Source organism: Bradyrhizobium sp. BR 1433, assembly GCF_051547665.1.
Classification (GTDB): domain Bacteria; phylum Pseudomonadota; class Alphaproteobacteria; order Rhizobiales; family Xanthobacteraceae; genus Bradyrhizobium; species Bradyrhizobium australafricanum.
The window spans coordinates 889,518-909,920 of the sequence record NZ_JBPUGG010000001.1; the positions used below are offsets into that span (position 1 = coordinate 889,518).

Sequence of the window (20,403 nt, forward strand, 5' to 3'; positions counted from 1 at the left end):
GATTGTGACACACTCGCTTTATCCGCGGCGCGTGCAATAGACGCCGACGGTCAGAAAAACGAAGAGGGAGCAAGCAATGCCAGGGACCGACAAGGGGATGGACAAGGCGTCGACGACGCGGCGCGACCTTCTGCAGATGGCGGCGGCAGGTGGAGCTGCGGCCGGCCTGTTCGGCGGAATGGGCATGACGACGTCCGCGCTCGCCGCCGAAATGGGACGCTCGGAAAAGCCGTTGAAGGCGGCATTCTCCAACGCCGGACTGCAGGCGACATGGTGTGCGCAAGGCAAGCAGGCCGCCGAGTTCTGGGGCAAGCTGTTCAACGTCGAGGTGACCTGGTTCGACGGCCAGCTCGATGCCGTCAAGCAGCGCGCCGCGATCGACAACATGGCGTCGCAGAAATGGGATTTCGTCGCGATCCAGGCGTTCGGCATCGGCACGCTGACCCAGCCGGTGCAGAAGATGATCGACGCCGGGACCCCCGTGATCGACATGGACACGCTTATTGCTCCTCTCGATCAAATTAACGTCCACTCGTTCCTCGCACCTGACAACGAGTTCATGGGCGCCTCCGTAACGCAGGCGCTGTGCAACGCGATCGGCGGCAAGGGCAAGGTCATCATGACCCAGGGCGCGCTCGGCCATACCGGCGCGCAGGGCCGCGCCAAGGGCTTCAACTCGGTCATCAAGCAGTTCCCGAACATCGAGGTGCTGGATACCCAGCCCGCCGACTGGGACGTCTCGAAGACCGCCCGGCTCTGGGAAACCTATCTGACCAAATACTCGCAGATCGACGCCGCCTTCTTCCACAATGACGACATGGCGCTCGCCGCCTACAACATCATGAAGGCGCGCAACCGCACCAACATCCTGATCGGTGGCGTCGACGCCATGCCGCCGGCGATCCAGGCGGTCAGCGAAGGCCGCATGTTCGCGACCGTCCGCAATCCGTCCTGCCGCATCCACGGCGGCGCGATCGTCGCAGGCGTCGCCGCCGTGGTCGGCGGCGAGAAGAGCGGCCAGGGCATTCCGAAGAACGTCGTGACCGATGGTCCGGTCGTGACCAAGGCCAACGCCGCCGGCATGCAATGGATGGAGGATCATTTCCTGATCTGAGCGGGCCTCATGACGCAGGGACGCTCGGCGATCCTCGAATTGCACCAGATCACGAAGGCCTTCGGCGGCGTCGAAGCCCTTCGTGGGGTCGACTTCGCGCTGCACGCCGGCGAGATCCACGGTCTCGTCGGCGAGAACGGGGCTGGCAAAAGCACGCTGATGAAGATCATCGCCGGCGTGCATCCGGAGTTCTCCGGCCGCTTCATGCTCGACGGCAAGGAAACCCGCTTCCGCTCCACCCGCGACGCGCACGCCGCCGGCATCGGCATGGTGCATCAGGAGCTCAGCGTCGCGCCTGATCTGACGGTCGCCGAGAACGTGTTCCTCGGCAACCAGCCGACCAACCGCCTCGGCTTCGTGCAGTGGCGGCGGATGGCGCGCGAGGCCGGCGAGCAGCTGGCACGGTTTGGCATCGACGTCGACCCGATGACGCGGCTCGGCGACCTGCCGATCGGCCTGCAGCAGCTGATCGAGATCGCCCGCGTGCTGTTCTCCGGCGCGCGCATCATCATCCTGGACGAGCCGACCTCCGCCCTCTCTCCGCCCGAGGTCGAACGCCTCTTTGCGACGCTGCACAGGCTGCGCGACGAAGGCACCAGCATCGTCTTCATCTCGCACTTCATCGAGGACATTTTGCGGGTCTCCGACGTGGTGACGGTGTTCCGCAACGGGCGGAAGATCGCCGAGACCGCGTCCGCGGACACCACCAAGGGCGCCCTGATCGAGGCCATGATCGGCCGCGGCGGCGAGGCGCTGGAGCACAGCTACACCGATGACCTGATGCTCCCGCAATCGAGCGGCGGCGCGGCGGTGCTGAAGGTCGATCAGCTCTCGCTGCGCCGCAGCCTGCAGGACGTCTCGTTCGAGGCCCGCTCCGGCGAAGTGCTCGGCATCTACGGCTTCATGGGCTGCGGGCAGCTGGAGCTGTCGCGCATCCTGTTCGGCAAGCTCAGACCCGACGGCGGAACGCTGGCGGTCGACGGCGCAGCGAAGACGTTTCGCAGCACCGCGGCGGCGCGACGGGCCGGCGTCGCGCTGGTGCCGGAAAGCCGGCGCGCCATGCTGTTCCACCAGGAGCCGGTCTACAAGAACATCTCGATCAGCATCCTCGAACGGATCTCGGCGCTGCTGCTCAAGCCGGTGCGCGAGCGCGCGATCGCCCAGCGCCAGGTCGAGCAATTGCAGATCCGGCCGCCGGTGGTCGGCCTCGATCTCGGCATGCTGTCCGGCGGCAATCAGCAGAAAGTGGCGCTGGCGAAATGGCTCGCCTATCCGCCGCGCGTCCTGGTGCTGTGCGAGCCGACCCGCGGCATGGATGTCGGCGCCAAGAACGACGTGATCAACATCGTGCGCGATCTCCGCGCCAAGGGGCTGGCGATCATCGTGCTGTCGACCGAGCCGGAGACTGTGCTGTCGCTCGCCGACCGGATCCTGGTGCTGAAGCGCGGCGCGGTGGTGCGCGAATTCGCGGGCGAAGCGGTCAGCAAGGACCGGCTGCTGGAGGCGGCTTAGAGCATGATCCGGAAAAGCGCGAAGCGGTTTTCCCTCGCGACAAACGCAAAAGCGTTTGCGCGGGAGATCATGCTCAAACAAACAGAGAAAGCGCGATGACCACTTCATCGCGCTTGATGGAGAGACATGATGGTAAGCAGTGACGGCGCCACGGCGCGAGCGGATCACCAGCGGTCGCGCGGGCTGGCGCCCTTCCTGCGCTCGCAGATGCGCAACATTGCGCCGTTCCTGACGCTGATCTTCCTCAGCGCCTTCTTCGCGATCGCGAGCCCGTCGTTTGCCACCATCGACAATGTCGGCAACATCCTTACGCAAGTGTCGGTCACCGGCATCATCGCCGTCGGCCTCACCTTCGTGATCTTGTGCGCCGAGATCGACCTGTCGATCGCCAGCATCGCCAACGTCACCGGCATTGCCGTGGCCTACTTCACGCTGCAGGAATCCTACGTCAACATCGCCAATGTCCCGATGCCGGGTATCGTCGCGATCCTGCTGGCGCTGGCGCTGTGCGCGCTGCTCGGCCTCGTCAATGCGCTGGGGCTGACCATGATCGGCATCCCCTCCTTCATCATGACACTCGCCATGATGCAGATCGCGGCCGGCGTCTCGGCACTGCTGGTGCGCGGCCAGATCGCCTACAAGGTGCCGGACCTGATCACGACACTCGGCTCCGGCTCGATCGGCGGCATCCCCTGGATCGTGATCGTCGCCGCGGTGATGCTGCTCGGCGGCCATCTGGCGCTGACCTACACGCGGTTCGGCCGCTACGTCTACATGGTCGGCGGCAACCGCGAGGCCGCGGAATTTGCCGGCCTCAACGTCAAGCTCGTCCTCGGCAGCGTGATGGTGATCTCGGCGGTGTGCTCCGGGATCGGCGGCATGCTCGGCGTCGCCCATTTCGGCAGCGCCCAGCAGAACGAGTTCGACACCTATCTCTTCGGATTCGATCGCGGCCGTGGTGGTCGGCGGCACCAGCCTGTTCGGCGGCCGCGGCGGCATCGGCAACACCATCGTCGGCCTGTTCGTGCTCGGCGTTCTCAACAACGGCCTCGACCACGTCAATATCGACAGCTTCCTGAAGATCCTGATCCGCGGGTTGATCCTGCTCGCGGCGCTGATCATCAACGTGTACGCGCAGCGGCTGCGGGAACAGGCGGCGGATTAAGGATGAAGGAGCTGAGCACACAGCTCTCTCCATTCGTCGTCCCTGCGAAAGCAGGGACCCATACGCCGCGGCGGGTATTGTTGAAGGGACTCGTCATTCCAGCGTCGCTCAACAATGATCGTTGGTGGTTATGGGTCCCGGCCTTCGCCGGGACGACGCCGAGTGTGTATCGCTTGTGAAGTCAAACATCCGCATTCTCGCGACATGATTTGTCCGAGCTTGCTGTTCGTTCCGCCCTCGCGTTGAAGAGGGCGCAGGGAAAGCCGCGCTGCGTAGGACGAGTAGAGCGAAGCGAAACCCATCAACTCTTATCGCGCGGTCAGAATGATGGGTACCGCTTCGCTCCACCCATCCTACGCTTCCCGGCTACCTCGCAAAATCCGGCTGCCAGTGGCGCAGCTCGCGGGCGGCGTAGGTGACCGCGCCGATCGTCGTGTAGGACGGCGCCTCCAGCATCATATTGCGGGCGAGCTTGAGGGCCCGCGCCTCGCAGATCGCGCGCTGCTTCTCGTCGGCGATCCACTCGAAGTCGATGTTGTGCGCGAGACCAAGGATGCGCCGGATGGTCTTGGCCGCGGCGAAGCCGACGGTGTCCTCGAACAGCCGCGCCATGTACGCCTGCCGTTCTGCCTCCAACCGCGCGGCACCTGCCTCGCCGGTAAACAGCGACACCGGATAGCCGTCGCCGTTCGCCTCGCTGCGCCACAGCGCCAGGAACTTTCGGGAAAACTCGCTCCAGACGCCCTCGATGGTCGCGAGTAGCCAGGCCTCGAACGAGGCGCGCTCGCCCGGCGTGCGCTCGTGGCCGGCGGAGGCCAGATAGGCCATCAGGAGGTTGCCGATGACGGCGCCGATGTCGAAGCCCATCGGGCCGTAGAAGGCGAACTCGGGATCGATTACCCTGGTCTCGCTGTCTGTAACCATGATCGAGCCGGTATGCAGGTCGCCGTGCAGCAGCGCCTGCGGGCTCGCCATGAATTTCAGCTTCAGCCTGGAGATCGCGACATGCAGGTCGAGGTCCTCGCGGAACGCCGCCGCCGTGGCGTCGAGATACGGCGCGGTCCAGCGGTTCTGCTCGGCGATGCGGTAGGGATCGGTGAAGATCAGGTCTTCTGTGATCTTGCAGAGCGCGTGGTTGCCGGCGAAATCGGCGATGCCCTGCTTCTTCTCCGCGGCCGACAACGCAAGGTCGGACGTGAAGAACAGCGTTTGCGCCAGGAAGGTTGAGACATCCTCGACAAAGCGCGGGTACCGCGTGGCCTCGATCAGGCCCTTGCGCATGATGATGTGCGGCTCGAGCAGCTCCATCGCGGTGAGCGCGAGCGGCGCATCATGATGCAGCACCGCCGGCACGAGCATCGGCGCCAGCCGCGCCTGATGCACCAGCGCCATGTGCTCGTAATGCGCCCGCGACAGCGGCAGCGGCCAGCTCTCGCCGACGAGGCGCACATACGGCAGCGCCTGCTTGACCGCGAGGCCGCCGCTTCCGCCCTTGACGATGAAGACGAGATTGAGATTGCCGTCGCCGACCTCGCTGATCGACCAGTCCGCCGGCGCGCCGCCGAGCTGCGCGACGATGGCGGGCAGCCCCGCGAGATAATCCCGCAGATCGGCTTCCCGCAGGATTCGATATGCGCTCGGCCCGGAGCCCGGCTGGGACTGCAGGTTCATCGTGGTCGCCTCCTCCGCAATGCCAGGGCGAGGTTGATCCCCGCTCCATTGGCATCAGTTTCTAAAACAGCATCCCCATCGGTACGTAGCCCGGGTGAGCGAAGCGATACCCGGGAAAGTGATCCCGCATGTCGCTTCGCTCATGCGGGCTACTTCTGCGTATCAGAACGGCATCCCCATCAGCTTCGACAGCCGCTCGATCGAGAGATAGCCGGAATGATAGGCCCACATCGCGATCGCGAAGATCACGGCGGAAATCAGCGTGGTCCACAGCAGCTTGCGGCCCATCCGCGCCAGGATCGGCGCGCCGGGGTCGGTGCCGGGCGCGCCGACATTGTCCTCGTGCTGGCTGCGCACGCCGAACGGCAGCGTCAGGAACAGCACGAGCCACCAAAGCACGAAGTAGATCGCAAGTCCGGTGGAGATCTGGTAAGCCATGCGGCCTCAGGCCTGTTCGATCTCGACCAGGGCGCCGGAAAAGTCCTTCGGGTGGAAGAACAGCACCGGCTTGCCATGCGCGCCGATCTTCGGCTGGCCGTCGCCCAGCACCCGCGCACCCTCGGCGATCATGCGGTCACGGGCCGCGATGATGTCGGGCACGTCGTAGCAGACATGGTGGATGCCGCCGTCGGCATTGCGCTCGACGAATTTCGCGATCGGCGAGGTCTCGCCCAGCGGCTCGATGAACTCGATCTTGGTGTTCGGCAGCGTCACGAACACGGTGATCACGCCGTGTTCCGGCAGCGGCACCGCATCGGAAATCTCGGCATTGAAGGCAGTGCCGTAGATCTTCGCGGCCTGCTTGGCGTCCTTGACCGCGATCGCGACGTGATTGAGCCGGCCCAGCATCTCTCTCTCCCTTTAGTTGAGCATGATCTTTTCGGAAAATCGCTTCGCACTCTTCCGGATCATGCTTAGGCTCAAACCGTCAGAACGTGCACGACGCAGATCGGCTTCTTGCCCCATTGCTCGTTCAGCGCCGCCCGCACCGCGCGCCGCACCGAATTTCCCCAGCGCGTCCGGATCGCGCCGCCGCGGCTTCGGCAGGCCCTCGATCGTCGATACCACCACATCGAACACGATGTCGTCGAGCAGTTCGCCCGCCGCATTGTTCTCCGGCATGCCGACCAGATCAACCTCGGGATCGTCGACGAGCTCGCCCTGCTCGGTCATGGCGATGGCGACGAAGGCGCAGCCGGCAAAGCCCATCCGCCGCCGCTCCACCACAGCGCGCGACTTGGCGTCCTCCAAGATGGTTCCGTCCTTGTAGAGCCGCCCCGCCGGCACCTCGCCGATGATGCCGGGCTCGCCGGGCCCGAGCTTGACGAGGTCGCCGTTGCGGCAGGTCAGGACCTTGGGCACGCCGGCGGCGCGCGCCAGCTTGGCGTGTTCGGCGAGATGCAGCGCCTCGCCATGGACGGGGATCAGCAGTTGCGGCCGCACCCAGGAGATCATGTCGCGCAGCTCGTCGCGGCGCGGGTGGCCGGAGACGTGCACCAGATGCTCGCGGTCGGTGATGATCTCGAACGCCCTGCATGACGAGGTTGTTGATGATCGAGCCGACCGCCTTCTCGTTGCCGGGAATGGTGCGGGAGGAGAAGATCACGGTGTCGCCCTTGTTCAGGGTGACCTGCGGATGGTCGTCATTGGCGATCCGCGCCAGCGCCGCACGCGGCTCGCCCTGGCTGCCGGTGCACAGCGCCAGCACCTTGTCGGCCGGGAAATGGCCGTAATAGTCGGCGCTGCGGAATTTATGCGAGCCGTCGAGATAGCCGCATTCGCGCGCCACCTGCACCACGCGCTCCATGGCACGGCCGACCACGACGACCTCGCGGTCGGCGGCGTTGGCGGCGTCCGCCACCGCCCGCACCCGGGCGACATTGGAGGCGAAGGTCGTGACCGCGACCCGGCCCTTGGCCGCCTTGACCAGCTTCTTGATGGTGGCGGCGACCTCGGTCTCCGACGGCGAGCGCCCGTCGCGCACCGCATTGGTGGAATCGCCGACCAGCGCCAGCACGCCTTCATCGCCGAGCTCGCGCAGCCGCCGCTCGTCGGTCGGCTGGCCGATGATCGGGGTCGGATCGATCTTCCAGTCGCCGGTATGCAGCACGGTGCCGACATCGGTCTTGATCGCCAGCGCGTGCGATTCCGGAAATCGAATGCGCGACCGGGATGAACTCGACATTGAACGGACCGATATCGACTCTCCTGCCCGACGGGATCACCGTGACCGGGATTTTTGGCGGGTTGCGCTCGGCGGCGCATTTGGCCTCGAACAGCGCCGCGCTGAATTGCGTCGCGTAGATCTTGCAGCCGAGCTTCGGCCAAAGATCGATGATGGCACCGAAATGATCCTCATGGGCGTGCGTCAGCACGAGGCCCACCAGATTGTTGCGCTCCTTCTCGAGGAAGCGGACGTCGGGCATGATCAGGTCGATGCCCGGCAGATGCTCCTCGTCGCCGAAGGAGACGCCGAGATCGACCGCGAGGAAGGACCGCTGGTGGCGGTTGCCGAGGCCGTAGATCGACAGGTTCATGCCGATCTCGCCGACGCCGCCGAGCGGCGCAAAGCTGAGCTCGTCGGGACGCGCCATCAGTTCGCCCTCACCGAGGCTGCGGTGCCGAAATAGACCTCGCCGGCGGTCACGGGCAGGCGCTCGCCATCAGCAGTGCGGACGATCAGGCAGCCGGTATCATCGATGGTGTCGAACGTGCCCTCAAGGGCCGCCGAGCCGGTCTGGACCGCGACCTTCTCGCCGAGCCCGGCCGCGCGCTCCAGCCACAGCCTGCGGATCTCGGGGAAGCCGCGGCCGTCGTCCCAGATGCCGCGAAACTCGACCCAGGCGTCCGACAGCGCGGCAAACAGCTCCTCCGCCCCGATCTGGATGCCGAGCGCCGCGAGCGATACGGCCGGCGTCGGCGTCCCCTCGGGTGCTGCGACGACATTGGTGCCGATGCCGACGACGACCGCCAGCCGGCTCCCGATGGCCTCGGCCTCCAGCAGGATGCCCGAGAGCTTCTTGCCGTTGGCCAGCACGTCGTTCGGCCACTTCAGGGTGAACTTCGGGCTGTCCGGCCCGAGCCGCAGCGCCGCCTCGATGCTGACCTTCCGCAGCGCGGCTTCAAGCGACAGCCCGGCGGCAAAGCCGAGGGTGGCGGCGACCGCCGGCTGGACGTCCGTCACCTCGAGGATCGTGCTGGCGAGATTGCCGCGCGGCGCGACCCAGACCCGCTGCCGCCGCCCGCGGCCCGCGGTCTGTTCCGGCGTCACGAACCACATCGGCCCCTGCTCGCCGTCGCGGGCGCGCAGCATCGCCTCGGCATTGGTCGAGCCGATCTGATCGAAGGCGGCGAGCCGGTAGCCCGCCGCTATGGCCCGGGGCCCGAGCGTGAAGGTCATGTCAGCGTTATGCGCATGATTGGTTCCGAAAGCCAGCATCCCGATTTCGGAACCGCACGCGTCAAAACAGTGATTTGGCCGCCGCCGTCGCCACGCTCACCAGCGGGCCCGGATAGGCGAAGTAGAAGATGTTGAAGATGCCGGCGACCGCCAGCACGGTACGCAGCTCGACGCGGACTGGGTCGAGCTTGCCGAGCGGCTGGTCGAAATACATCACCTTGACGATCGACAGATAGTAGAATGCGCCCACCACGCTGGTCAGCACGCCGATCACGGCAAGCGTGAACAGATTGGCCTTGATCGCGGCGACGAACACGTACCATTTGCCGAAGAACCCGGCGAGCGGCGGCACGCCGGCCAGCGAGAACAGCAGCATCGCGAAGATGAAGGCGAGCAGCGGATTGGTGCGGGAGAGGCCGGCGAAATCGCTGATCTGTTCCAGCGCCTGGCCGTTCCGCTTCATCGCCAGGATGATGCTGAAGGAGCCGAGCGTCATCGCGACATAGATCGCGATGTAGATCAGGACGCCCTGGGCGCCCTCGACCGTGCCGGAAGCGAGGCCGACCAGCGCAAAGCCCATATGGCCGATCGAGGAATAGGCCATCAGCCGCTTGATGTTGGTCTGGCCGATCGCGGCGAACGAGCCCAGCGCCATCGAGGCGATCGCCACGAACACCAGGATCTGCTGCCACTGGGTGACGATGCCCGGGAACGCGGTCAGCGTCGCGCGGGTGAACACCGCGAGCGCTGCGACCTTCGGGGCGGAGGCGAAGAACGCCGTCACCGGCGTCGGCGCACCCTCATAGACGTCCGGCGTCCACATGTGGAACGGCACTGCCGAGACCTTGAAGCAGAGGCCGGCGAGCAGGAACACCAGGCCGAACACGATGCCGATGCTGCCGGTCGTCGCGGCGGCCGCGATGCCGGCGAAGCTGACGGTGCCGGTGAAGCCGTAGATCAGCGAGGCGCCGTAGAGCAGCATGCCCGACGACAGCGCGCCGAGCACGAAATACTTCAGGCCCGCCTCGCTCGACTTGGCATTGTCGCGCTGGCTGGCGGCGACGACGTAGAGCGCAAGGCTCATCAGCTCGAGGCCGAGATAGAGCGAGATCAAATCGCCGGCCGAGATCAGCACCATCATGCCCAGCGTCGACAGCAGCACCAGGATCGAGAACTCGAAGTTGCGGCTCGACGGCTGTGACAGGTACTCGGTCGACAGGATCAGGGTTGCCGCCGAGGCGATCAGCGCGAGGACCTTCAGGAAACGGGCGAAATCATCGACGATGAAGCTGCCGCCGAAGGTCACGAGCTTGCCGGCCGGCAACCAGAGCTCCAGCACGCCGGTCAGCACCAGGAGACAGATCGCGAGCGCCGTCACGAGCCGCGTCGTCCCCTGCCCGCGATAGGCTCCGATCATCAACAGCACCATGGCGCCGACCGCGAGCACCAGCTCCGGGAGCACCGGCTGCAACTGATAACCTGCACTGGAAAAGCTCATGACGGCGGCCTTATTGCGTAACCAGCGCGGCTGCCTTCACGGCAGTCACGGCGGTTTGGTAATTGTTGACAAGCTGCTGCACCGAGGCCGCCGACATGTCGAGCACCGGCTTCGGGTAGACGCCGAACAGGATGGTCAGCGCGATCAGCGGGAACAGCGTCACGCATTCGCGGAAGGTGAGATCCTTGATCGACATCAGGGACGGCTTGACCAGCGCGCCAAACACCACCTTGCGGTAGAGCCAAAGCGCGTAACAGGCCGACAGGATCACGCCGGTGGTGGCGAAGAACGCGGTCGGCAGCGAGATCTTGAAGGTGCCGAGCAGCGTCATGAACTCGCCGACGAATCCGCTCGTGCCCGGCAGACCGACATTGGCCATGGTGAAGACCATGAAGGTCAGCGCGTAGAGCGGCATCCGGTTGACGAGGCCGCCATAGGCCGCGATCTCGCGGGTGTGCATGCGGTCGTAGACGACGCCGACGCAAAGGAACAGCGCGCCGGAGACGATGCCGTGCGAGACCATCTGGAACATGCCGCCGGCGACGCCCTGCGTGGTCACCGCGAAGATGCCCATGGTGACGAAGCCCATATGCGCGACGGAAGAATACGCGATCAGCTTCTTCATGTCCTCCTGCATCATCGCCACCAGCGAGGTGTAGATGATGGCAATGACGGACAGAACGAACACGAACGGCGCGAAGTCGTGCGAGGCCAGCGGGAACATCGGCAGCGAGAAGCGCAGGAAGCCGTAGCCGCCCATCTTCAGGAGGATCGCGGCCAGGATCACCGAGCCCGCCGTCGGCGCCTCGACGTGCGCGTCGGGCAGCCAGGTGTGCACCGGCCACATCGGCATCTTCACCGCGAACGAGGCGAAGAAGGCCAGCCATGCCCAGGTCTGCATCGACCGCGGCACCGCGGTGTGCATCAGGGTCGGGATGTCGGTCGTGCCGGCGTTCCAGTACAGCGCCATGATGGCGAGCAGCATCAGGACCGAGCCGAGGAAGGTGTAGAGGAAGAACTTGAACGACGCATAGACCCGGCGCGGGCCGCCCCAGACGCCGATGATCAGGAACATCGGGATCAGGCCGCCCTCGAAGAACAAATAGAACAGCACGAGGTCGAGCGCCGAGAAGGTGCCGACCATCAGCGTTTCCAGGATCAGGAACGCCATCATGTATTCGCCGACCCGCTGCGTCACCGACTTCCAGCTCGCGATGATGCAGAGCGGCATGATCGCGGTGGTCAGGATGATCAGCGGCAGCGAGATGCCGTCGACGCCCATGTGATAGGTGATGCCGGTGGCGAGCCAGGACGCCTTCTCGACGAACTGGAAGTCGGTCGAGGCCGGATCGAAGCGCGCCACCAGGATCAGCGAGATCGCGAAGGTGATCAGCGTGGTCCACAGCGCGATCCAGCGCGCCGTGCGGCTCGCGGTCTCGTCACCGCCCCGCGCCAGCAGATAGACCAGGATCGCACCGACCGCCGGCAAGAAGGTCGTGACCGAAAGGATGGGCCAGGTTGTCATTTACTGGCCTCCCAAGCCGAACATGAACCAGGTGATCAATCCGGCGGCCCCGATCAGCATCGCGAATGCGTAGTGATAGAGGTAGCCGGTCTGCAATTTCACGACGTTGCGGGTGACGTCGAGCACGCGGGCGGAGACGCCATCGGGGCCGAAGCCGTCGATGATGAAGCCGTCGCCCTTCTTCCACAGCGTGTAGCCGAGCCACTTCGCCGGCCGCACGAAGATCCAGTCGTACAGCTCGTCGAAGTACCATTTGTTGAGCAGGAACTGGTACAGCATCGGCTGCTGCTGCGCGAGCTCGACCGGCAGATACGGCCTGCGGATGTAGAACAGATACGAGATGAACAGGCCGAGCGCCATCATCACGGTGGGCAGCGGCGCAAGCCAGCCCGGCATGTGCTCCATGTCCTCGAGGATGTGCGGGTTCATCTTCACGGATTCGCGGAAGAACTCTTCCACGCCGTGCGGGTTGACGAACAGCTCCTTGAACGGCAGGCCGGCCAGGATCGAGCCGGCGGCGAGCACGCCGATCGGCACCAGCATCCACACCGGGCTCTCATGCGCCGCGTCGTAGTGCTTCTGGTCGTGCGGCTCGCCGAAGAACGTCTTGAAGATCAGGCGCCAGGAGTAGACGAGGTCAGGCCGGCGGCCACGATGGTCAAGAGATAGGCGTAGGTCGCGAACGGATTATGCGCCGCATAGGCCGCCTCGATGATCGCGTCCTTGGAGAAGTAGCCGGCGAACAGCGGGAAGCCGGTCAGCGCCAGGGTGCCAATGCACATCACCGCGAAGGTGTACGGGATCTTGCGCCACAGGCCGCCCATGTTGCGGATGTCCTGCTCGTGATGCATCGCGTAGATCACCGAGCCTGACCCCAGGAACAGCAGCGCCTTGAAGAAGGCGTGCGTGAACAGGTGGAACATGCCGACCGAATAGGCCCCCGCTCCCATCGCCACGAACATGTAGCCGAGCTGCGAACAGGTCGAATACGCGACGATGCGCTTGATGTCGTTCTGCACGAGGCCGATCGTGGCGGCGAAGAACGCCGTGGTCGCGCCGAAGAACATCACCACCGCCTGCGCGGTCGGCGACAGCTCGAACAGCGGCGACAGCCGCGCCACCATGAACACGCCGGCGGTGACCATGGTCGCGGCATGGATCAGTGCCGACACCGGGGTCGGACCTTCCATCGCGTCCGGCAACCAGGTGTGCAGCAGGAACTGGGCCGACTTGCCCATCGCGCCCATGAACAGCAACAGGCAGGTCAAGGTCAGCGCGTCGGCCTGCCAGCCGAAGAAGTTGATGGTCTTGCCGGTCAGACCAGGCGCGGCATGGAAGATGGTCTCGAAATCGGTCGAGCCGACCAGTGCGAAGATCGCGAAGATGCCGAGCGCGAAGCCGAAGTCGCCGACGCGGTTGACCACGAAGGCCTTGATCGCCGCGGCGTTGGCCGACGGCTTCTGGTACCAGAAGCCGATCAGCAAGTAGCTCGCGAGGCCGACGCCCTCCCAGCCGAAGAACAGCTGAACGAGGTTGTCCGACGTCACCAGCATCAACATCGCGAAGGTGAACAGCGAGAGATAGCCGAAGAAGCGCGGCCGATTCGGATCCTCGTCCATGTAGCCGATGGAGTAGAGGTGGACGAGCGCCGACACCGTGTTGACCACGACCAGCATCACCGCGGTCAACGTGTCGACCCGCAGCGTCCAGGCCACCTGCAGGTCGCCCGAGTTGATCCAGGGCAGCAGCACGACGCGCGCGTCATGGTGCATGAAGCCGACATCGACCAGGGTGAACCAGGACAGCGCCGCCGACACGAACAAGAGGCCCGTGGTGATCAGCTCGGCGAGACGCGAGCCGGCGGCCGGCGGCTCGGAGACGTGGTGGTCGTCATGGCCGTGATCGTCATGGGCGGCGGAGGCATGGGCATCCCCATGCGCATCGTCGTGATGGTCGACGGTATCGCCGCTCGGGCAGCGCGCATGGGCACCGACCAGCGAGATAATGCCTGCGAGGATGGCGCCCAGCAGAGGCAGGAATACGATTGCCTGAACCATAACTGCGCCTAGCCCTTCATCAGATTGACGTCTTCAACCGCGATCGAACCGCGATTGCGGAAATACACCACCAGCACGGCGAGACCGATCGCAGCCTCGGCGGCGGCCACTGTCAGCACCAAGAGCGCGAACACCTGGCCGACGATGTCGCCGAGGAAGGTCGAGAACGCCACAAGGTTGATGTTGACCGACAGCAGGATCAACTCGATCGACATCAGGATGACGATGATGTTCTTGCGGTTGAGGAAGATGCCGAGGATCCCGAGCGTGAACAGGATCGCGGCGACCGCGAGATAGTGTCCGAGCCCGATCGTCATTTCACCCACTCCGCCGCGTCGGCATCCTGCAGGCCCTGCCCCGACGCCACCTTGCGCATCGCCATCGCCATCTCGGGCGTGCGCGCGTTCTGCACGTTGATGTTCTGCCGCTTGACCTTGGCCTTGTGGCGCAGCGTCAGCACGATGGCGCCGATCATCGCGACCAGCAGCACCATGCCGGCGAGCTGGAAGTAATGGATGTACTTCGTATAGAGCACGAGGCCGAGCGCCTCGGTGTTGCTGACATTGGTCGGGATCGCCGCGGTGATCGTCTTGGTCACGGCCGGGTTGATCACCCAGGCGCCGACCACGAGCAGCAGCTCGAACATGAAGATGCCGCCGATCACGATGCCAATCGGCAGATACTGGATGAAGCCCTCGCGCAGCTCGACGAAGTCGACGTCGAGCATCATGATCACGAACAGGAACAGGACCGCGACGGCGCCGACATAGACAACGATCAGCATCATCCCGAGGAACTCGGCGCCCATCAGGATGAACAGCCCGGCCGCGTTGACGAAGGCCAGGATCAGGAACAGCACGGAGTGCACGGGATTGCGCGAGACAATCACCATCACCGCCGAGGCCACGCAGGCCGCAGCAAACAGGTAGAAGAACAGCGCCGGAAGGATCATGCCCTCACCTCACCGGTATGGCGCGTCGAGCGCGATCGACTTCGCGATCTCGCGCTCCCAGCGGTCGCCATTGGCGAGCAGCTTGGCCTTGTCATAGTACAGTTCCTCGCGGGTCTCGGTCGCGAATTCGAAATTCGGTCCCTCGACGATGGCGTCCACCGGGCACGCCTCCTGGCACAGGCCGCAATAGATGCACTTCACCATGTCGATGTCGTAACGCACCGTGCGGCGGGTGCCGTCGTTGCGGCGCGGGCCGGCCTCGATCGTGATCGCCTGCGCCGGGCAGATCGCCTCGCACAGCTTGCAGGCGATGCAGCGTTCCTCGCCGTTCGGATAGCGGCGCAGCGCGTGCTCGCCGCGGAAGCGCGGTGAGATCGGACCCTTCTCGAAGGGATAGTTCAGGGTCGGCTTCGGCTGGAAGAAATAGCGCATCGCCAGGAAGAACGCCGAGACGAATTCCGACAGCAGAAGCGAGCGGGCTGTTGCGTTGACATTGACACTCATGACGGCCTCACTTCGGCGCGATGCCGGCGAACTGCAGCACGCCGGCCACGATCACCACCATCGCCAGCGACAGCGGCAGGAACACCTTCCAGCCGAGCCGCATCAGTTGATCGTAGCGGTAGCGCGGCACGATCGCCTTCGCCATCGCGAACATGAAGAACATGAAGAACACCTTCAGGGCGAACCAGACGATGCCCGGAATCCAGGTGAACGGCGGCAGATTGACCGGCGGCAGCCAGCCGCCCAGGAACAGGATCGACGCCAGCGCGCACATCGTGGTGATCGCGACATACTCGCCGAGCATGAACAAAAGATACGGAGTCGAGCCGTATTCGGTCATGAAGCCGGCGACCAACTCGGATTCGGCCTCGACCAGATCGAACGGCGGACGATTGGTTTCGGCCAGCGCCGAGACGTAGAACACGACGAACATCGGGAACAGCGGCCACACATACCAGTTCAGGATGGTGAGCTGCGACAGGCCGATCAGGTGCGCAAGCCCGCGGGTGTTCTGCGCCTCGACCACAGCCGACAGGTTCAGCGAGCCGACGCAGAGCAGCACGGTGATGATGACGAAGCCGATCGAGACCTCGTAGGACACCATCTGCGCCGCCGAGCGCAGCGCGGCCAGGAACGGATATTTCGAGTTCGACGACCAGCCGGCCATGATGATGCCGTAGATCGACAGCGACGAGATCGCGAAGATGTAGAGAACGCCGACATTGATGTCGGAGATCACCCAGCCGAGATCGAACGGGATCACCGCCCAGGCGGCCAGCGCCAGGATGCACGACACCAGCGGCGCGAGCAGGAACACGCCCTTGTTGGAGCCGGACGGAATCACTGGCTCCTTCAGCACGAATTTCAGGAGGTCGGCGAAGGATTGCAGCAATCCGAACGGCCCGACCACGTTGGGGCCGCGGCGGATCTGCACCGCCGCCCAGATCTTGCGGTCGGCGAGCAGGATGTAGGCGATCGCGATCAGGAGCACGACCAGCAGCAACAGGCTCTCCGCGACCATGATGATCAGCGGCCAGAGGAAGCCGGTCCAGAACGAGCTTGCGAAGAATTCAGCCATCAGGTCACGCTCACTCCGCTGCCGTCAGCATTCGGCCCGACGCCAGCCGCGAGCACTCCGCCATCACGGCAGAGGCCCGCGCGATCGGGTTGGTCAGATAGAAGTCCTCGACGGTCGGCTTGAATGCCGCCTTGTCGACGCTGCCGCCCTTGCCTGCCAGCGCCTTGACGTCGTCGGGCTTGCCGGCCTCGATCTGGTCGAGCCGCATCAGATGCGGGTAGGCCTTGAACATAGCCTGACGCAGCGCCTGCAGCGAGTTCGAACGGCAGCTTCTTGCCGAGCACGTCGGACAGCGCGCGGATGATCGCCCAGTCCTCGCGGGCCTCGCCCGGCGGGAATGCGGCGCGGTTGGCGATCTGCGCCCGGCCTTCGGTGTTGACGTAGATGCCGGACTTCTCGGTATAGGCCGCGCCCGGCAGGATGACGTCGGCGCGATGCGCGCCCTGGTCGCCATGGGTGCCGATATAGACCACGAAGGTACCGTCCGGCACCTTGATCTCGTCGGCGCCAAGCAGGAACAGCACGTCGAGCGTGCCGAAGGTCGTCATCTGCGCTGAGGTCAGGCCACCAGCCGCCGGCGAGAAGCCGATATCGAGCGCGCCGGCGCGCGAGGCGGTATCCTGCAACACGGCAAAGCCGTTCCAGCCGTCCTTCAGCGCGCCGACGTCGACTGCGAGCTTGGCGGCCTGCGCCAGCACGGCCGCCCCGTCATGCCTGGTGTAGGCGCCGGCGCCGACCAGGATGATCGGGTGCTGCGCCTTCTTCAAGACGTCGGCAAAGGAGTGCTTGCCCGCCGCGAGATCGGCCAGCGTATCGGTGCCCGCGCCGAGATAGTCGTGGTCATAGGTGAAATCGGCCTTGGCGCCGATCATGCCGACCTTGAGGCCGCCGGTGCGCCAGCGCTTGCGGATCCGCGCGTTCAGCACGGCGGCTTCCTTGCGCGGATGCGAGCCGATGATCAGGATCGCGTCGGCCTGGTCGATGCCGGCAATGGTCGGATTGAAGATGTAGGAGCCGCGGCCGGCCTTGGCGTCGAACGCATCGCCGCCCTGCACGGCGAGATTGACCGAGCCGAACTTCGCGAGCATTTCCTTCAGCGCATACATTTCGTCGACCGCGGCCAGATCGCCGGCGATCGCGCCGATCCGCTTGCCGTCGCTGCGGCTGGCCCTGGCGGCGATGGCGGCGAAGGCTTCCTGCCAGGTCGCCGGCCGGAGCTGGCCGTTCTCGCGCACATAGGGCCGGTCGAGGCGCTGCGTACGCAGGCCGTCGACGATGTGGCGGGTCTTGTCGGAGATCCACTCCTCGTTCACCGCCTCGTTGATGCGCGGCAGGATGCGCATCACCTCGCGGCCGCGAGTGTCGACGCGGATCGCAGATCCCACGCCGTCCATGACGTCGACCGACTGGGTCTTGCCGAGCTCCCAGGGCCGCGCCGCGAAGGCGTAAGGCTTCGAGGTCAGCGCGCCGACCGGGCAGATATCGACGAGGTTGCCCTGCAGCTCCGAGCTCAGCGCCTGCTCGAGATAGGTGGTGATCTCCATGTCCTCGCCGCGGCCGGTCGCGCCCATTTCCGGCGCGCCGCAGACTTCGGCGGAGAAGCGGACGCAGCGCGTGCACTGGATGCAGCGGTTCATCGAGGTCTTGACCAGCGCGCCGAGATATTTGTCCTCGACCGCGCGCTTGTTCTCGGCGAAACGGCTGGTGTCGACGCCGTAGCCCATCGCCTGGTCCTGCAGGTCGCACTCGCCGCCCTGGTCGCAGATCGGGCAGTCCAGCGGATGGTTGATCAGCAGGAACTCCATCACGCCTTCGCGCGCCTTCTTCACCATCGGCGAACGGGTCGAGATCTCCGGCGGCTCGCCCTTCGGGCCCGGCCGGCAGTCGCGCACGGCCCAGGCGCAGCTCGCGACCGGCTTCGGGCCGCCCTTCACCTCGACCAGGCACATCCGGCAATTGCCGGCGATCGACAGCCGCTCGTGATAGCAGAAGCGCGGAATCTCGGCGCCGGCCGCCTCGCACGCCTGCAGCAGCGTGTACTCCGGCGGCACATCGATCTCTTTGCCATCGACGATGATCTTGCTCATGTCTGTCTCAAGTCTTTCCGAGCTTGCAGTCGGGCGGTGCGACGCTCGCGGTTTTCAATGAGGTCTTCACCCATTGCTGGGTGTCGGCGCCGTAGGTCGCGAGGTAGGCAGGCTGCGCCTGAATTCTTCTCGCAGAGGAACGGCAGATGCGGTTTCAGGTCGTAGTCACACGATGCCTGCCATTCGCGCTTGTCCGCGAAGGCGGCAAAGGTCTCCTCGCAGGCATAGAGGAAGTACGAGACAAAACTCTCATATTGCGACCGCTCCTCGCGACCGGCGGCCTTGATGGCCTCGTAGTCGGGCTGAGCGAATTTCGGATTCTGGAATGCGAGATCGGTGTAGCCGAGAAACGCCGAACGCGCGCTGGAAGCGCGGTTCGAGGTGCGGATTTCGTTGATCTGCAGCAGGATTGCAACAAAGCCGAGCAGCGCCACGGTCGCCTGCGCCATCTGCGCAAGCGTCCCGTATTTCTGCCACCGTGCGGCCTGTTGCGTCATCGCCAGCATTACTCCGCAGCTACCATGTGCATGGGATCGCGAACGCCCTGATCGTCGAGATCGGCCTTGTGCGAATACTGGTCGATGCGCTCTTCGATCTCGTGACGGAAATGCGCTATCAGGCCCTGGATCGGCCAGGCAGCGGCGTCGCCGAGCGCGCAGATGGTGTGGCCCTCGACCTGCTTGGTGACCTCGAGCAGCATGTCGATCTCGCGCTTGTGGGCGCGGCCGTCGGCCATGCGGGTCAAGACGCGCCACATCCACCCCGTGCCCTCGCGGCACGGCGTGCACTGGCCGCAGCTCTCATGCTTGTAGAAATAGGAGATGCGCGCGATCGCCCGGATCAGGTCGGTCGACTTGTCCATCACGATCACCGCCGCGGTGCCGAGGCCCGAGCGCAGCTTGCTCGAAGAGTCGAAATCCATCGGCGTGTCGATGATCTGCTCGGCCGGCACCATGCGCACCGACGAGCCGCCGGGGATCACGGCCTTCAGATTGCCCCAGCCGCCGCGGATGCCGCCGCAATGCTTCTCGATCAGCTCGCGGAACGGAATCCCCATCGCCTCTTCGACGTTGCAGGGCCGTTCGACGTGGCCGGAGATGCAGAACAGCTTGGTGCCGACATTGTTCGGCCGGCCGATGCCGGCGAACCAGGCGGCGCCGCGGCGCAGGATGTCCGGCGCGACCGCGATCGAACTCGACGTTGTTGACGGTGGTCGGGCAGCCATAGAGGCCGACATTGGCCGGGAACGGCGGCTTCAGCCGCGGCTGGCCCTTCTTGCCCTCAAGGCTCTCGAGCAGCGCGGTCTCCTCGCCGCAGATATAGGCGCCGGCGCCGTGCGCGACATAGATGTCGAACGGCCAGCCGTTGATATTGTCCTTGCCGACCAGCTTGGCCTCATAGGCCTGGTCGATCGCCGCCTGCAGCCGCTCGCGCTCGCGGATGAACTCGCCGCGGATATAGACGTAGCAGGCATGCGCGCCCATCGCGAAGCTCGCGAGCAGGCAGCCCTCGACCAAGAGATGCGGATCGTGCCGCATGATCTCGCGGTCCTTGCAGGTGCCGGGCTCCGACTCGTCGGCGTTGACGACGAGATAGCTCGGACGGCCGTCCTTCGATTCCTTCGGCATGAAGGACCACTTCATGCCGGTCGGGAAGCCGGCGCCGCCGCGGCCGCGCAGACCCGACGCCTTCATCTCGTTGATGATCCAGTCGCGACCCTTGTCGATGATCCCCTTGGTGCCATCCCAGGCGCCTCTGCGGCGCGCGCCCTCGAGGCCCCAATCATGCAGGCCGTAGAGGTTCTTGAAGATGCGGTCCTTGTCGTCGAGCATGCTCAAAA

13 protein-coding genes and 5 pseudogenes are annotated in these 20,403 nt (G+C 65.1%); 3 read left to right on the forward strand and 15 right to left on the reverse strand.

Annotated features, from left to right (window positions below; translation table 11 throughout):
* Nucleotides 1–76 precede the first annotated feature (76 nt).
* From ACSKB9_RS04420 to ACSKB9_RS04430, 3 genes and pseudogenes are all read left to right on the forward strand, one after another.
* Nucleotides 77–1,114, forward strand: coding sequence for a sugar ABC transporter substrate-binding protein (locus ACSKB9_RS04420; protein ID WP_016848453.1), 1,038 nt, complete (start codon nt 77–79; stop codon nt 1,112–1,114).
* A 9-nt stretch (nt 1,115–1,123) separates the two neighbouring features.
* Entirely contained in the window at nt 1,124–2,626 is a 1,503-nt protein-coding gene (locus tag ACSKB9_RS04425; protein WP_092077471.1) for a sugar ABC transporter ATP-binding protein, read from the forward strand.
* 129 nt (nt 2,627–2,755) lie between these two features.
* Nucleotides 2,756–3,791 (forward strand): annotated as a pseudogene (locus ACSKB9_RS04430) (ABC transporter permease).
* 366 nt (nt 3,792–4,157) lie between these two features.
* Here the strand turns inward: ACSKB9_RS04430 and mtnK are convergent.
* The 15 genes and pseudogenes from mtnK to nuoF all read right to left on the reverse strand — a co-directional run bounded on the left by mtnK (nt 4,158) and on the right by nuoF (nt 20,395).
* Nucleotides 4,158–5,462, reverse strand: coding sequence for an S-methyl-5-thioribose kinase (gene mtnK / locus ACSKB9_RS04435; protein ID WP_438071797.1), 1,305 nt, complete (start codon nt 5,460–5,462; stop codon nt 4,158–4,160).
* Nucleotides 5,463–5,624: 162 nt separating this feature from the next.
* Nucleotides 5,625–5,900 carry a DUF1467 family protein gene (locus ACSKB9_RS04440; RefSeq protein WP_057016477.1) on the reverse strand — a complete coding sequence of 92 codons (276 nt, stop codon included), beginning with the start codon at nt 5,898–5,900 and terminating at the stop codon, nt 5,625–5,627.
* Between the two features lie 6 nt (nt 5,901–5,906).
* Nucleotides 5,907–6,311, reverse strand: a complete 405-nt coding sequence (mce, locus tag ACSKB9_RS04445; protein WP_057016476.1) for a methylmalonyl-CoA epimerase — start codon at nt 6,309–6,311, stop codon at nt 5,907–5,909.
* Nucleotides 6,312–6,382: 71 nt separating this feature from the next.
* A pseudogene (locus ACSKB9_RS04450) lies at nt 6,383–8,056 on the reverse strand (ribonuclease J).
* Complete coding sequence (locus ACSKB9_RS04455; RefSeq protein WP_438080055.1) at nt 8,056–8,862, reverse strand: biotin--[acetyl-CoA-carboxylase] ligase; 807 nt, start codon at nt 8,860–8,862, stop codon at nt 8,056–8,058. Before ACSKB9_RS04455 ends, ACSKB9_RS04450 begins: the two are co-directional and overlap by 1 nt.
* A 61-nt stretch (nt 8,863–8,923) precedes the next feature.
* Nucleotides 8,924–10,360, reverse strand: coding sequence for an NADH-quinone oxidoreductase subunit NuoN (nuoN, locus tag ACSKB9_RS04460; RefSeq protein WP_026192819.1), 1,437 nt, complete (start codon nt 10,358–10,360; stop codon nt 8,924–8,926).
* 10 nt (nt 10,361–10,370) lie between these two features.
* Entirely contained in the window at nt 10,371–11,885 is a 1,515-nt protein-coding gene (locus ACSKB9_RS04465; RefSeq protein ID WP_225648197.1) for an NADH-quinone oxidoreductase subunit M, read from the reverse strand.
* A pseudogene (gene nuoL, locus ACSKB9_RS04470) lies at nt 11,886–13,942 on the reverse strand (NADH-quinone oxidoreductase subunit L). It abuts the gene before it with no gap.
* An 8-nt stretch (nt 13,943–13,950) separates the two neighbouring features.
* Nucleotides 13,951–14,259, reverse strand: coding sequence for an NADH-quinone oxidoreductase subunit NuoK (nuoK, locus tag ACSKB9_RS04475; RefSeq protein ID WP_016841823.1), 309 nt, complete (start codon nt 14,257–14,259; stop codon nt 13,951–13,953).
* Nucleotides 14,256–14,894, reverse strand: coding sequence for an NADH-quinone oxidoreductase subunit J (locus ACSKB9_RS04480; protein ID WP_028333975.1), 639 nt, complete (start codon nt 14,892–14,894; stop codon nt 14,256–14,258). The genes nuoK and ACSKB9_RS04480 overlap by 4 nt, the downstream gene beginning before the upstream one ends.
* A 9-nt stretch (nt 14,895–14,903) precedes the next feature.
* Nucleotides 14,904–15,398 (reverse strand): NADH-quinone oxidoreductase subunit NuoI, encoded by a 495-nt coding sequence (gene nuoI / locus ACSKB9_RS04485; RefSeq protein WP_018271854.1) that lies wholly within the window; start codon nt 15,396–15,398, stop codon nt 14,904–14,906.
* A gap of 7 nt (nt 15,399–15,405) precedes the next feature.
* The gene (gene nuoH / locus ACSKB9_RS04490; RefSeq protein ID WP_438071798.1) at nt 15,406–16,476 is read right to left on the reverse strand and encodes an NADH-quinone oxidoreductase subunit NuoH; all 1,071 of its coding nucleotides are present in this window, start codon (nt 16,474–16,476) and stop codon (nt 15,406–15,408) included.
* Between the two features lie 10 nt (nt 16,477–16,486).
* A pseudogene (nuoG, locus tag ACSKB9_RS04495) lies at nt 16,487–18,563 on the reverse strand (NADH-quinone oxidoreductase subunit NuoG).
* The gene (locus ACSKB9_RS04500; RefSeq protein ID WP_438071799.1) at nt 18,560–19,069 is read right to left on the reverse strand and encodes a hypothetical protein; all 510 of its coding nucleotides are present in this window, start codon (nt 19,067–19,069) and stop codon (nt 18,560–18,562) included. Before ACSKB9_RS04500 ends, nuoG begins: the two are co-directional and overlap by 4 nt.
* Nucleotides 19,069–20,395: pseudogene (gene nuoF, locus ACSKB9_RS04505) on the reverse strand (NADH-quinone oxidoreductase subunit NuoF). Before nuoF ends, ACSKB9_RS04500 begins: the two are co-directional and overlap by 1 nt.
* Nucleotides 20,396–20,403 lie beyond the last annotated feature (8 nt).

Coding starts and splice junctions, on each gene's coding strand:
- ACSKB9_RS04420 (WP_016848453.1), top strand. CDS start 77: ATGCCAGGGACCGACAAGGGGATGGACAAGGCGTCGACGACGCGGCGC.
- ACSKB9_RS04425 (WP_092077471.1), top strand. CDS start 1,124: ATGACGCAGGGACGCTCGGCGATCCTCGAATTGCACCAGATCACGAAG.
- mtnK (WP_438071797.1), bottom strand. CDS start 5,462: ATGAACCTGCAGTCCCAGCCGGGCTCCGGGCCGAGCGCATATCGAATC.
- ACSKB9_RS04440 (WP_057016477.1), bottom strand. CDS start 5,900: ATGGCTTACCAGATCTCCACCGGACTTGCGATCTACTTCGTGCTTTGG.
- mce (WP_057016476.1), bottom strand. CDS start 6,311: ATGCTGGGCCGGCTCAATCACGTCGCGATCGCGGTCAAGGACGCCAAG.
- ACSKB9_RS04455 (WP_438080055.1), bottom strand. CDS start 8,862: ATGACCTTCACGCTCGGGCCCCGGGCCATAGCGGCGGGCTACCGGCTC.
- nuoN (WP_026192819.1), bottom strand. CDS start 10,360: ATGAGCTTTTCCAGTGCAGGTTATCAGTTGCAGCCGGTGCTCCCGGAG.
- ACSKB9_RS04465 (WP_225648197.1), bottom strand. CDS start 11,885: ATGACAACCTGGCCCATCCTTTCGGTCACGACCTTCTTGCCGGCGGTC.
- nuoK (WP_016841823.1), bottom strand. CDS start 14,259: ATGACGATCGGGCTCGGACACTATCTCGCGGTCGCCGCGATCCTGTTC.
- ACSKB9_RS04480 (WP_028333975.1), bottom strand. CDS start 14,894: ATGATCCTTCCGGCGCTGTTCTTCTACCTGTTTGCTGCGGCCTGCGTG.
- nuoI (WP_018271854.1), bottom strand. CDS start 15,398: ATGAGTGTCAATGTCAACGCAACAGCCCGCTCGCTTCTGCTGTCGGAA.
- nuoH (WP_438071798.1), bottom strand. CDS start 16,476: ATGGCTGAATTCTTCGCAAGCTCGTTCTGGACCGGCTTCCTCTGGCCG.
- ACSKB9_RS04500 (WP_438071799.1), bottom strand. CDS start 19,069: ATGCTGGCGATGACGCAACAGGCCGCACGGTGGCAGAAATACGGGACG.